We start from the raw sequence: 12,828 nt of genomic DNA on the forward strand, positions 1-12,828 counted from the left end.
CTCATACCGCTCGGACCACGAGAGCGGCATTGTGGCCGCCGAAGCCGAACGAGTTGCTGAGAGCGATCCGCATCCGCTCGTGGTGCTGCGCCCGGTGCGGCACGAAGTTGATGTCCGGGTCGATCGGGTCGTCGCAGTTGATGGTCGGCGGGACGTCACCCGTGCGCAGGACCTGGATCGAAGCCACCAGCTCGACCGCTCCGGCGGCACCGATCATGTGCCCGGTCATCGACTTGGTGGAGCTGACCGGGATCCGGGTGACACGGTCACCCAGCACCGTGCGCAGGACGGCCGTCTCGGTGGCGTCGTTCAGCAGCGTTCCGGTGCCGTGCGCGTTGACGTAGTCCACGTCCGCCCCCGTGATGCCCGCGTCGCGCAGCGCCGCCTCGACGGCGAGGCACGCGCCGCGTCCCTGCGGGTGCGGGGCGGTCCAGTGATGAGCGTCGGAACTCGCTCCGTAACCCGCGAGTTCGGCCAAAGCCGTGGCCCCTCGCCGGTCGGCCACCTCGGCGGCCTCCAACACCACCACGGCGGCCCCCTCGCTCATCACGAACCCGTCGCGGTGCGCGTCGAACGGCCGGCACGCCGCGGTCGGGTCGTCGTTGCGCGTGGACAGCGCGCGGGCGTTGCCGCTGCCCGCGAGGTCGACGGTGGTGACGCAGGCGTCGGCGCCGCCGACCAGGACGACGTCGGCCTCCCCGTTGCCGATCATGCGCATCCCCGCGCCCACCGCGTCCGCGCCGCTGGCGCACGCCGTGCTCTGGGCCCGGCTGGGCCCCTGCGTGCCGAGACGCATGCTGATCTCGCAGGCGGCGCTGTCCATGGCGGTGGTGACCTGGGTGAACGGGCTGATGCCCCGGGGCCCTTTGTCGCGCAGCGTGTTGGCGGCGCGGTAGATCGACCCGACCGGGCCGTAGCCACTGCCGATGATCACGGCGACCCGCGGCGCCAGGCGGTCGTCGACGACGAGTCCGGCGTGCTCGCACGCCTCCAGTGCCGCGGCGAGGGCGTACTGCGCGTACGGGTCGGCGCGGCGGCTGACCGTCGGCGGCATGTAGCGGCCGGGTGTGAAGCCGCGCACCTGGCCGCCGATCCGGACTCCGAGACCGGTCACGTCGATCGCGTCCACGGTGGCGATGCCGCTGCGGCCGGCGAGCATCGCCGCCCAGGTCTCGCCGACACTGTGGCCGAGCGGCGTCACCGCCCCGTACCCGGTGACCACCACCTGGCGCCGGGGTCGGCTGGGCCCGGCGTCGCCCCGCTCTCCTGCGTTCGTCACTGGGGAACCACCTCGGCGTCGCGGATGCAGGGGAGGATGTCGTCGGGTGCGACGGGCACCATGAGCACGGCTGTGCCTCCCCGGGAGCAGAACCGCCGCGCGGCGAGAATCTCAGCGGTCAGCGCGGCCTTGTCGCGCAGCACTCGACAGTGGATGTCCGGCCCGTCCACCACGGGCGGCGGTGCGCCCGGACGGGTGAAGGGGTGGCGTTCGGCGTCGAGACCGAGGCGGGCGCGTTGGGCGTCCAGCCAGCCGTAGCCGCCGTTGCACAGCACCACGTACAGCACGCCGCCGTGGACCGGAGCGGTGACGGCGATGTCCGCGCGGGCCGCGAGGAACGCTCCGTCTCCGATGAACGCGGTGACCTCGTGGTCCGGGGCGGCCCGTTTGACCCCGATGGCCGCGGCCGCACCGAAGCCCAGGGGGGTCTGCTCCGACGGCACGACGGACCCGCCACCGACGTGGAAGGGGAAGCCGTAGGACCACATGTCCTGCAGCCCGTTCTCCTGGACCAGCACGCGGGGCTCGCCGGCGGTGGCATCGAGCGCGGAGAGCAGTTCGGCGATGCGGATCCCCGGGAGTGTCGCCGCGCGGACCAGTTCCGCCTCCGCCTCAAGTGACATGGCCTTGCGGGCGACGGCGATCCTGTTCGCCCACACCTCGGTCGCGGCCGCGCGCTCGGCCTCGCCGTCCTCCTCCAGCGCCCGCGACCAGCCGAGCACGGCGTGCCGGGCGTCCCCGAGCACCCGCGGGCCCGAGAACTCGGCCGACAGGCCGCCCGGGTCCACGTTGACCTGCACCACCGCGACCGGGGGCCACGGTGTTCCGCCTTCGACGACCGTCTCCTCCAGCCGTCCGGCGAGCGAGACCACCAGGTCGCAGGACGACCACAGTTCGCGGGCGGGGGCCGCGGCGTAGAGGCCCGCCACGCCGCAGAACAGCGGGTGGTGCTCGTCGACGGCACCGCGGCCGGACGCGGTGGTGAAGAGTGCCGCGCCGAGGCGTTCGGCGAAGCGCTCGACCACGCCACCGCCGTTGCGGTGCCGCATTCCGCCGCCCACCAGCACCACCGGACGCCGGCTCTCGCGGATCGCCGCCAGGGCCGGTCCCGGCGTCACGGGAACGGATTCGAGGACCAGTGGTTCGGGCAGCGTCGGCCACGCTCCGGTGACGAGGACCTCCGCCGTGCGGACGTCATCGGGTACCTCCAGGTACACGGGCCCGGACGGCGGCCCCACAGCCCGGGTCAGCGCCGTCACCGCCGCGGGGACGACCCGGTCCGGGTGCCCCACCCGGTGCGCCCACCGCACGAGCGGCGCTGTCACGGCGACCTGGTCGAGTTCCTGGAATCCGCCGCTGCCCCGGCGGCGTTCGGGCACGCCGGCGGCGAGCACGAGGACGGGTGCACCGGACTCCCGCGCTTCGAGCAGCCCCGTGGCCGCGTGGGTGACAGCCGGGCCCTTGCCCAGTGCGCATACGGCGATCCGGCCGGACTGCAGCGCGTAACCGGTCGCCATGTACATCGCGTTGCGCTGGTCACGGCACGGCACGAGGTCCAGGCCGGCGGCGTCGAGGGCGCGGAGCAACTCCAGATCGTCGCCGGGCAATCCGAAGCAGGTGTCCACCCCGTTCGCCACCAGCAGGTCGACGATTGCGGACCACGCGTCGGCGTACCGTTTGCTCACCTTGCTCACCTTGCTCACCTGGGTCACTCCCCACTCGCCGTGACGGGCGCAGCCGCCGGGAGGGTCTGCGCCACGGCCTGCGACATGAGCAGCGGTTCGGCGTGCCGCTCGCCGCCGTAGGAGATGTAGTTCGCCCGCATCCCGAATCCGCCGAACGGGCGGTTGCCGTCCTCGGCGTCGAGCAGCGTGTGGTCGACACAGGTCTGGTGACGCCTGGCCAGGACATCCACCGTCTGCGGATCGTTCCCGTAGACCATCGCTCCCAGCGCGCGTTCGCTGAAGTAGGGGTTCGACAGCCGTTCACGCAACAGCCTCGCGCTGGGGTAGGCCACGATGTTGAACACCGGGGCGAACATCTCCTCGAGGGGGATCTTGTCGTCGAAGCCCCAGAGCAGCACGGTCGGCTCGATCTTGCGGGACGGCAGGTCGATGCGCCCGCCGTGCCGGATGCGGCGGGCATGGTGCACCAGGTAGCCCGAGCAGTTCACCAGCGCCGAGTCGTAGAAGATCGGACCGTAGTCGGCGCCGGGGTCGCCGTTCTGCCCGAAACGCAGCGAAGCCAGTTCGGCGGACAACAGGTCGACGAATTCCTCGGTGCGGCCCTTAGGTGTGAACACGACGTCGGGACCGAAGCAGTCCTGTCCCGAGTTGTAGAGCCGGAGCCTCGTGACGTCGTGCACGGCGCGGGTGAGGTCGGCGTCGGGTGCGACCACGAAGGGATTGATGCCGTTACCGAAGAAGAGGAGGAGTTGGTCCTCCGCCAGCCCCTCGCGGACGGTCTCGGCATTGGTGTAATTGCCGGTGAAGACGATGAGGTCCGCTTCGCGTACCGGTCCCGTCACGAACTTGCGCTGGCTGAGCTCGGAAAGGCTGATGGGCAGGCCGTGAACCGGCGCCAGCAGGTCGTGCAAGCGCCGCATCTGGCTTTTGATCTCCGAGGACGGCCGAAAGGTGATTCTTTCGCTGTAAAGGGATGCTATGAGCATGTAGAGCGCGTAGGAATGGAGCGGCATGTTGGAGGGCATGAAGACCGCGACCCGAGGCACGCGGCCGGGCCGGACGCGACGGATCTCCTCCTCCGCTCCGTCCAGGGTGGCGAGGAACGAGCGGATCTCCGCGCCGGCGGTGTGGTGGGGCGAGATCTCGGTGAGGATCCCCATCACCGCGTCCTCGTGGTCGGCCACGTACCGGCGCACTGCGCGCAGCGCGTCGACGCGGTCGGCGAAGGGGATGCGGTAGCCGCTCGCACCGCCGGCCGAGCCGGTGGTCGAGCCGGACGCGGTGACGTCGGTGGTCGTCCCGGGTGATGCGGACAGCGAGCTCATGGCGATCTTCTCCAGAACGGCCCGGTCGGGCTTTCCCGTGTTCGTGAGGGGCAGCGAGGGAAGCACGACGATCTGATCGGGCTGCTCGTAGCGGGCGAACACAGGGCGCAGCAGCCGTTTCCAGTGCGCAGGCTCGTGAGCGTCCGGGTCCGCGATCACGAACACCAGGCGGCAGCCCAGACGGGCGTCGGGGACCGCGACGACCTCCGTCTGCGCGCCGGCCGACTCGGCCAGCTTGGCAAGGTGGTCGGGATAGAGCGTGTGACCGTCGCGGTGCGCGGCGTGCTTGCGCCCGACCGGGAAGACGCGGCCGGCGTCGTCGATCAGGCCGATGTCGCCGGTGCGGTGAACGGGACTCGAAGCCGGAACGATCTCACCGTCAGTGCCGAGGTGGCCGGTCATCAGGCCGTCACTGCGGACGACGAGCTCGCCGAGCCGGCCGTGGGGAAGCGGCCTGCCGTGGTCGTCGTGGACTTCGACGACCACACCGGGCAGCGGCGTGCCGCACCCGACCGGATCGGTCGGGGGCGCCAGCGCGATGTTTCCGGCCTCGGTCGCTCCGTAGCCGTCGAGCAGGTGCCGGCCCGTGCGGGCGTGGAACCGGGCCGCCAGGTTGCTCCCCAGTGGCGCGCCGCCCACGCACCAGGCTCGTACCGTCCCCAGCGCGTTCACGAGGGCGGGGCGACGGTCGAGCAGGTTGAGCAGGCTGTAGTAGGTCGACGGGGCCCCGTCGACGATGGAGAGGCCGTGGTCCACGCCGACCGCGAGCGCACGGTCCAGGCGCGTGGTCGATCCGTAGACCACGAGCGTGCCTCCGCCCAGCCACCAGCAGAGGACCAGTGACAGACCGTACTGGTGGGAGTACGGCAGGATCGGCAGGAAGACGTCGTCAGGCCGGTACCCCATGCGTTCCGCACTGAGCGCGAGGTTGTCCAGGATCGAACGGCCGGAGCGGACGATGCCTTTGGGGCTGCCGGTCGTCCCCGACGACCAGGAGATCGCGGCGTCCTGACGCCGTGCCCAGCTCGCGACGTCGGGCACGGTCGCGGTGTTCGAAGCGGGGCGCGGCGCCGCGGTGCGGCCCGCACCGTCGCTGATTTCGAGCACCACGCGCGCCTGGGTGCGGATCTTCGATCGCTGTGACGGGGTGGCTCGATGATCGGCCAGGACCACCGAAGCGTCGAGGTGAATGAGCGCGAGCAGGGTGACGACCCATTCCGGGGAATTGGCCCCGCTCATCATCACCCGTGAACCGGGTTCGACGCCACGGCGTGCAAGAAGTTCGGTGGCGGCGAATACGCGGGCCACGATTTCGTCGGTCTCCCAGATGCGCCCGTCGGGCGAGATCAGTCTCCTGGAAACGGGCAACTTGTGCTCCTCAAAACCAGGTGGTTCAAATTGACTGTCCCATAACTGCGGAACGGTGTCGAGTGCTTCGACGAAATTCCGCTACCTGTGCAGGGTGATTGGGTGCGCAGTGACGAAAGAGGCATATGAGGAGCGAGATATTCTCAATATAAATAATTTCATATTGCTATTGAAGGTGAGGGTGGCCCCGCCACCCCGGCCCGCGCTCCGGACCGGCCCTGGCTCAGCCCAGGGCGTCCAGCAGGGCGGTGACGTAGGCGTCCAGCCGCTGCTCCACGGCTCGCGTCGTCAGCTCCGTCCGTCCAGCCTCCTGCCAGGGCTGCGCCACCGACCGTACTTCCTCCGAGCACGCCAGTCCGTCCCGCACCCGCCAGTACAGCCGCTCGCTCGCGGTCACGGCCAGCACCCCGCCGGCCTCCTCGTACGCCTCGGCGAACCGCTGACCCCACTCCGGGCCGTGCAGCAGCGCGAGATTGGTGGAGCAGTGCGCCACGTCGAGATCCGCCGGGCCCCAGGAGGCCGCCGCCCAGTCGACGACGCCGGTGATCCGCGCACCTGCCGGCCCTGGGGGCGGCACGTCGAACAGCACGTTGCCGGGTTGGAAGTCCCGGTGCAGGAACCGCCCTTCACCGGGCGGCGGGGGCCTGCGGATCACGTCGATCGCCGCGGCCCATGCCGCCGCGTCGGCGCCCTTCGGCACCACGACGGTGTCGGCGGTCGTCAACGCCACATAATCCCGGGGCCGTTCGGCGGGCCGCAGCGCGTGGATCGCCACGAGCTGACGGGCCAGCAGGGGGACGCGTTCCTCCACCCCCTCATCGTCGAGGACCGTCCGGCCCGCCAGATGCGTCATGAGGAGCGACGGATACTCGCACTGTGCGGCGCTCGGATCAACCGCGACCAGCGCGGGAGCCGGGACGCCGGTCCCCGCCAGCAAGGCCAGGGCGCCGGCCTCCCTGTCCAGCCAGTCCTCGGCGCGTTCCACGGAGAACGGGTCGACGAAACTCCGCAGCACCAGGTCGCGGGTGCCTCCGTCCCGCGTGCCGATGGTCAGCCTCCGCATTTCGGCGGTGATGCCGCCGTGCAGCGCCTCGATTCCGACGATCCGTTCGCCGGCCTCCAGGTGCCGGCCCACCCAAGCCAGTGTCAACGGCCGCACGGCTGAGATCTCATGAGGGTCGGTCACCCTTCCACCTCATCATCCGGGCGGCAGCACGCGCAAAGGACTTCAGCGGTACGACGGTCAACGGTCAGCCGCAGGCCGCCGCGATGCCGCCGGACGGTGAGGTCCCCCGATCGCGGCGGTACCGCCCGTGCCGGCTTCCTGGCCTTCGACGGCGGAAGTCAGGCCGTCGAGGAGCGTCTTGAGGCCGAATTCGAAGAGCGCGTCGAGACGCAGGTCGTAGCCGTCCTCGAAGGCTCCGACCGCCTTGGTGAAGGCCGGGAAGCGGCCGGATTCCACCAGCTCCTGGAGGGCGGGGGCGCGGCTGTCCATCCACTGGTCTTCCGACTGGCCCGTGGCGGCTTCGGCGTGCGCCTCCATCTCCAGGTGCACCGCCAGGCCCTGGACATGGCTGTAGAGCAGGACGTGGATGTCGAACAGTGTCGTGGGGTCGAGTCCGTGGCCGTCGAGGGCGCCCAGCACCCACTCGCCGTGGACCATCAGATTGGGTACGAGCAGCGGGCGCGTGAGGCAGCCGAGCTGGGCCAGCCACGGGTGCTGCCGGTACAGGCTCCACAGGGTCCGGGCGCCCAGCTCGATGCGGGTACGCCAATCCTCGGGGGCTTCCGCGGGGTAGGACTTCTCATGGGCCTGCTGGAGCAGGCGAGCCGCGTGCGGACCCGGATGCGCGGCATGTCGATCCTCGACCCCGACGGCCGCGAGGTCGGCCGCTCGACCGAGGCGACCTTCAGCAGCGGACGGCTCGACAGCGAAGACCTCGAGGTGCTGCGCGAGGACCTGGTGAGGATGGTGCACGAGCACACGCGCGCAGGCGTCGAGTACCTCTTCGGCGACAGCATCACCGCGCTGGACGAGGACGAGACCGGCGTGCGCGTCGACTTCGCGCACGGACCGTCCCGCACCTTCGACCTCGTGGTCGGGGCCGACGGCCTGCACTCCACCGTACGGCGCCTGGCCTTCGGTCCGGAGGAGCACTTCGCCCACCACCTGGGCAGCTACCTCTCGGTGTTCAGCGCGGACAACTTCCTCGCCCTGGACGACTGGCAGGTGTGGCTGCGGGGCGGCGACACGGGTTTCGGCATCATGCCCGTACGCGACAACACCGAACTCAGGATCGCCTTCGGCTTCGAGTCCGCGCCCCTCGCCCACGACCTCCGCGGCGGGGGCGCCCTCCGGCAGCTCGTCGTGGACAAGCTCGCGTCGATGCGATGGGAAGGGACCCGCTTGGCCGAGGCCGCCCGGACGGCCCCCGACTTCTACTGCGACGCCATGGCCCAGATCCGTATGGACCCGTGGTCGCGGGGCCGGGTGACCCTGCTCGGAGACGCCGGCTACTGCCCTTCCCCCCTCTCGGGGCAGGGCACCAGCCTGGCCCTCGTGGGCGCCCACGTGCTGGCCGACTGCCTTGCCCGGGCCGGCGGCGACCACCGCACCGCGTATGCCCGCTACGAGCGGCGGATGCGCCCGTTCGTCACCCTCAACCAGGCCCTGGCCACCGAGAACCCCGGCGGACCCGCCTCGGAGGAATCCGTCGCGCAGGCCAAGAACGCACTCTCGCTGGACGACTGAGCCCTGCCCTGGACGGGCACTGAAGCCGACAGGGGAGGGCTTGAAGCGGCGGCGAGGCCTGCCCGACGCAGGCGTCGGCCCCCTCTACCAGGAGGGGGCCTCTACTGCTCCTGCGACTTACACTCTCGTTCCTGACGCCTGCAATGCTTTCGAATGCTTTCGTTGGTGCCGTCCGTGCTCACTGGCCGGACGGAGCGTCGCGTACGACGCGGCGAGATGCTGTTCCGAGAGCGACCCCCGCTGGGGGCCTCCGTCCGTGCGCAGTCGGACCGGACGGTTTGTTTCGTTTCACCCGGGTGTGCTCGGGATGGGCCGCTCCTCCGGACGGGCGGTGACGCTCCCGAACTCCCTGCTTTCCGTGGGGCTCTCGCCCTACGCGGCTTCCAGGGGACAGCTCCAGCCTGCGCCTTGCCGGCCGCGGAGGCAACCCCAGCCGGGCCTTCACCGAAGGTGACGGCGGAGGAGCGCGGTGTCGCCGGGCCGCACGTGGGCGGGCAGTTGACCGGGCTTGCGCCTTCAGCCGGTGGGGGTGCCGACCTGGTCGCGTTCGAGCGCGGAGCGCAGCCGGCGGAGGGCCCGGGCGGCGGCTGCCGTCATGGACTGGTCGAGGGCGCCTTCGACCAGTTCGCTCAGGCCCGCGGTGAAGGTCGCCTCGGCGGCGTCGAGGAGCTGTGAACCGTCGTCGGTCAGGGCCAGGAGCGAGGACCGGCGGTCCGCCGGGTTGGCCTGGCGGACGACCCAGCCCTGCTTCTCCAGGCGGTCGACGCCCTTGCTGGTCGCGCCGGCTCCGATGGCGAACTCCGCGGCGAGGTCGGCGACTCGGGCCCCCGGGTGCTCGCGCAGGAACCGCAGGAACTCGAACTGCGAGGTCACGATCCCATGCCGCTCGCGCAGGCGGTCGTTCAGCGCGTTGTACAGGCGCGTCTCGCAGCGGACGAGATCCGCGAAGAATCCTTGGAGGTCGGCGATGCCATCCGATGTATATTCCACGGCATATAGTGTAGAGGAAGCCATTCCATAGGAGGAGCGCAGATGAGCAAGGAACAGCTCGCCAAGATCGACGCGATGCTCCGCCGGCCCCGGCCGGAGGGCCGGCGCTCCGTCGAGGAGCTGCGCGCCGGGTTCAAGGCGCTGATGGACACGATGATCGTGCCGGACGACGTCCGCACCACTCAGGCCGCGCTCGGCGGCCGGCCCGCCCTGCACGTCACACCGGACAGCGGCGCGCGCCCGGGCACGATCCTGTACTTCCACGGTGGCGGCTTCGTCTTCGGCTCTCCCGAGACCGCGCTGTCGCTGACCGCGCAACTCGTCTCGAGGACCGGGTTCGACGCGTACTCGGTGGACTACCGGCTGGCCCCCGAGCACCCGTTCCCGGCTGGTCTGGAAGACAACCTGAGCGCTTACCGCGCCCTCCTCGACAGCGGCCTGGACCCGTCCGCCATCGCGTTCGCCGGGGACTCCGCCGGCGGCGGTTACGCGGTCACCACCACCCTCGCCGCCCGCGACGCGGGCCTGCCGCTGCCCGCCGCGATCGTGGCCTTCTCCCCGGGCGTGGACGCCACCCGGAGCGGGGAGAGCATGACGACCAAGGACGGCATCGACCCGATCTTCACCCGCGAGGCCGTGATGCACACCGGGGCCATGTACCTCGCCGGCCAGGACCCCGCGCAGCCCCTCCTCAGCCCGGCCCTCTTCGCCGACCTGACCGGCTTCCCCCCGCTCCTCATCCAGGTGGGCGCCAACGAGATCCTCCTCGACGACTCCACCCGCCTCGCCGCCCGCGCCCGCGACGCCGGAGTCGACGTCATCCTCGACATCACCGCCGACGCCCCCCACGTCTTCCAGGCCTTCGCGGGCGGCCCCCTCGACGAAGCCGACCAGGCACTCGACCGCGCCGCCCTCTTCCTCGCCCAGCGCATCCCCGCTCCCTGACGCTCCGCGCCCTCACCGGCCGCCGGGCCGCTGGCGTGGCCAGGTGATCGTTCAGGCCGGTGCCTGCGGTCCGGCGGCTGCTCGTCGCCGGGGCGACCAGTTCAGCAGCCGGGCCGGGTTCACGGTGACGGCGGCGCGCAGGACCGACGGGTCGACGTGCGCGGCCGGCCAGGCGAGGCACTCGGCGAACGCCCTGTTGCATTCGTGGCGGGTCCAGGGCCAGTCGCTGCCCCACAGCAGGCGCTGGTGGCCCGCTTCCTCCAGTACGCGCCGCAGCATGAGGCCCGCCGCGCCGGGGGCGCAGCGGTAGGGCGCGGAGGCCTTGATCCACACGTGGTCGCGCGTGGCCAGGTCCAGTACCGCGCGGTCGGTGCCCTCGGACGCGCCCGGCAGGCCGAGGTGGTCGATCACCACGGGGGACGGCCAGCTACGGAGGGCGGGCGCGATCGCCGTCCACTGTCCGCCCGCCGCGTGCACCTCCAGGTGCTGCCCGCGCCCGGCCAGCAGTGCGGCCACCTGCCGCCAGTGCGGCCCGGCCAGGTCGGGCACCCGCCGGCCGATCAGGTTGAGGCGGATGCCCGCGACGCCGTCGAGGGCGAGCGGGGCGAGCGCGTCCGGACGGCAGGGGTGGTCGTGGTCCAGCACGATGACGGCGCGGAACCTGGCGGGGTGCCGGGCCAGGCAGCCGAGCAGGAACTCGTTGCGCGATCCCAGGAAGCTCGGCTGGACGAGGACCGCGCCGCCGATGCCGTGCCGGTCGAGCAGCGCCAGGTACGTCGCCGGGAGGGCGTCGTAGTCCGGCACGTAGCGGGGGCGGTCGGCCCTGGGCAGGCCGCGGTGGAACACGTGGGCGTGGGTGTCCACCGACTCGGCCGATTCGCAGATCACCCGTCGATGGTAGGTCCGGGGGGCCCAGGACCGGGGGCCTCTGGACCTTCATCTGACCGACTGTCATATTGGCCTGCATGTTCGACGACGTACTGACGTGCTCACGTTCAGGGCGGCCGGTGCCGCGGAGGCGCTGCCGCTGCGCCGTGCCGGTCGTTGGTTCCTTCCGGCACCGCTCCGACTGCTACCGCACCGACTGCTACCGCACCGACCTCGGGTAAGGAGCGAGCATGCGTCAGTGGTACCGCTCGGCGTCGCCCGGGGGGCGACGGGCGTTCTGGGCCACCTTCGGCGGCTGGGCGCTGGAAGGGGCCGACGCGCAGATCTACGGCCTGGTGCTGCCGACCCTCACCGCGCTGTGGCATCTCACCAACGGCCAGGGCGGGCTGGCCTCCTCGGTCACCCTGGTCTGCACCGCGCTCGGCGGCTGGCTGGCCGGGGCGGCCTCCGACCGGTGGGACCGGGTGGCCGTCCTGCGCTTCACCATCGCCTGGTACGCGGTGGCGACCGCGCTCGTCGGCTTCGCCGACGGCTTCGAGTCCCTGCTGGCCTTCCGGTGCCTACAGGGCATCGGCTTCGGCGGTGAGTGGGCCGCGGGCGCGGTACTGATCAGCGAGTACGTGACCACGCGGTACCGGGGGAGGGCCCTCGGGGCGGTGCAGAGCGGGTGGGCCGTCGGCTGGACCCTCACCCTCGCCGCCTACTCGGTGCTGGTCGCCGTCCTGCCGCAGGCCTGGGCGTGGCGGGCGATGTTCTGGCTCGGCGTGCTGCCCGCCCTGCTGGTGCTCGCCCTCCGCCGCGGGATCGCCGACCCCACGGCCGACCAGCGGCGGCGGGAGAAGGCCTCGCCGACGGAGATCTTCCGCCCCGGCCTGCTGAGGGTCACCGTCTTCGGCGCGCTGCTCGGGCTCGGCAGCCACGGCGGCTACTACGCCCTCACCACCTTCCTGCCCACCTACCTCCACACCACCCGGCACCTGTCGGTGATGGGCAGCAGCGGGCACCTCGCGGTCTTCATCGCCGGCTCGTTCCTCGGCTACCTCGCATCCGGGTGGCTCTCCGACCGGATCGGCCGCCGCCGCAACGTCGTCCTCTTCGCCCTGTGCTGCCTCGTGACCCTCGTTCCCTACCTGCTGCTGTCACTCGGCGATCTCGGCACCCTCATCGCGGGCGCGCCGCTCGGGTTCTTCTCGGCCGGCATCCCCGGCGGACTGGGCGCCCTGTTCGCGGAGTTGTACCCCACCCGCGTCCGGGGTACCGGGCAGGGCTTCTGCTACAACCTGGGCCGCATCGTCAGCGCCGCTTTCCCCGCCCTCGTCGGCTACCTCTCCGGACGCCTCGGACTCGCGGCGAGCATCGCCCTCTTCGCGGGGCTCGCCTACGCACTGGCGGCCATCGCCGCCACCTGCCTCCCCGAGACCCGAGACCGCGAACTGCCCCATGACCCGGCTCCCGTGGCCTATCCAGAGCGAACCGCCAAGCTCCCCAGGTAGGGGGCGGGCTGGGGGGGGGGGGGGGGGGGGGGGGGGGGGGGGGGGGGGGGGGGGGGGGGGGGGGGGGGGGGGGGGGGGGGGGGGGGGGGGGGGGGGGGGGGGG

At 71.8% G+C, this 12,828-nt stretch carries 10 protein-coding genes; 3 read left to right on the top strand and 7 right to left on the bottom strand.

Annotation, left to right across the window (positions count from 1 at the left end; translation table 11 throughout):
• Position 1: 1 nt before the first annotated feature.
• From fabF to AC07BF_RS35195, 5 genes are all read right to left on the bottom strand, one after another.
• The gene (gene fabF / locus AC07BF_RS35175; RefSeq protein WP_363589288.1) at positions 2 to 1,279 is read right to left on the bottom strand and encodes a beta-ketoacyl-ACP synthase II; all 1,278 of its coding nucleotides are present in this window, start codon (positions 1,277 to 1,279) and stop codon (positions 2 to 4) included.
• Positions 1,276 to 2,982, bottom strand: a complete 1,707-nt coding sequence (locus AC07BF_RS35180; RefSeq protein WP_478334438.1) for a thiamine pyrophosphate-binding protein — start codon at positions 2,980 to 2,982, stop codon at positions 1,276 to 1,278. Before AC07BF_RS35180 ends, fabF begins: the two co-directional genes overlap by 4 nt.
• 5 nt (positions 2,983 to 2,987) lie before the next feature.
• Positions 2,988 to 5,657 (bottom strand): aldehyde dehydrogenase family protein, encoded by a 2,670-nt coding sequence (locus AC07BF_RS35185; RefSeq protein WP_478334439.1) that lies wholly within the window; start codon positions 5,655 to 5,657, stop codon positions 2,988 to 2,990.
• A gap of 223 nt (positions 5,658 to 5,880) precedes the next feature.
• Positions 5,881 to 6,792, bottom strand: a complete 912-nt coding sequence (locus AC07BF_RS35190; protein ID WP_363589282.1) for a phosphotransferase family protein — start codon at positions 6,790 to 6,792, stop codon at positions 5,881 to 5,883.
• A gap of 108 nt (positions 6,793 to 6,900) precedes the next feature.
• Positions 6,901 to 7,482, bottom strand: coding sequence for a TetR/AcrR family transcriptional regulator C-terminal domain-containing protein (locus AC07BF_RS35195; protein WP_400810717.1), 582 nt, complete (start codon positions 7,480 to 7,482; stop codon positions 6,901 to 6,903).
• Between AC07BF_RS35195 and AC07BF_RS35200 the strand changes: the two genes are divergently transcribed.
• The gene (locus AC07BF_RS35200) at positions 7,465 to 8,409 is read left to right on the top strand and encodes an FAD-dependent monooxygenase (protein WP_478334440.1); all 945 of its coding nucleotides are present in this window, start codon (positions 7,465 to 7,467) and stop codon (positions 8,407 to 8,409) included. The two genes, AC07BF_RS35195 and AC07BF_RS35200, sit on opposite strands and share 18 nt — an antisense overlap.
• 516 nt (positions 8,410 to 8,925) lie before the next feature.
• Here AC07BF_RS35200 and AC07BF_RS35205 read toward each other — a convergent pair.
• Positions 8,926 to 9,399: a MarR family winged helix-turn-helix transcriptional regulator gene (locus AC07BF_RS35205; protein ID WP_478334441.1), complete on the bottom strand. Its 474-nt coding sequence runs from the start codon at positions 9,397 to 9,399 to the stop codon at positions 8,926 to 8,928.
• Positions 9,400 to 9,441: 42 nt separating this feature from the next.
• On the opposite strand from AC07BF_RS35205, the gene AC07BF_RS35210 reads away from it, so the two are divergent.
• Entirely contained in the window at positions 9,442 to 10,344 is a 903-nt protein-coding gene (locus tag AC07BF_RS35210; protein WP_478334442.1) for an alpha/beta hydrolase, read from the top strand.
• A 51-nt stretch (positions 10,345 to 10,395) separates the two neighbouring features.
• Here the strand turns inward: AC07BF_RS35210 and AC07BF_RS35215 are convergent, their stop codons facing one another.
• A complete protein-coding gene (locus tag AC07BF_RS35215) occupies positions 10,396 to 11,232 on the bottom strand; it encodes an amidohydrolase family protein (RefSeq protein ID WP_478334443.1) in 837 nt (278 codons plus the stop codon).
• Positions 11,233 to 11,462: 230 nt separating this feature from the next.
• Here AC07BF_RS35215 and AC07BF_RS35220 point away from each other — a divergent pair, with 230 nt between their 5' ends.
• On the top strand, positions 11,463 to 12,725 hold the full coding sequence (locus tag AC07BF_RS35220; protein WP_478334444.1) for an MFS transporter: 1,263 nt from the start codon (positions 11,463 to 11,465) through the stop codon (positions 12,723 to 12,725).
• The last annotated feature ends 103 nt before the right edge of the window (positions 12,726 to 12,828 follow it).

It is taken from the genome of Kitasatospora sp. NPDC043950 (assembly GCF_056435345.1).

What these genes read in the sequence shown, in the direction of transcription:
- AC07BF_RS35220 (WP_478334444.1), top strand. Translation starts at nt 11,463, where the DNA reads ATGCGTCAGTGGTACCGCTCGGCGTCGCCCGGGGGGCGACGGGCGTTC.
- AC07BF_RS35200 (WP_478334440.1), top strand. Translation starts at nt 7,465, where the DNA reads ATGGGCCTGCTGGAGCAGGCGAGCCGCGTGCGGACCCGGATGCGCGGC.
- AC07BF_RS35210 (WP_478334442.1), top strand. Translation starts at nt 9,442, where the DNA reads ATGAGCAAGGAACAGCTCGCCAAGATCGACGCGATGCTCCGCCGGCCC.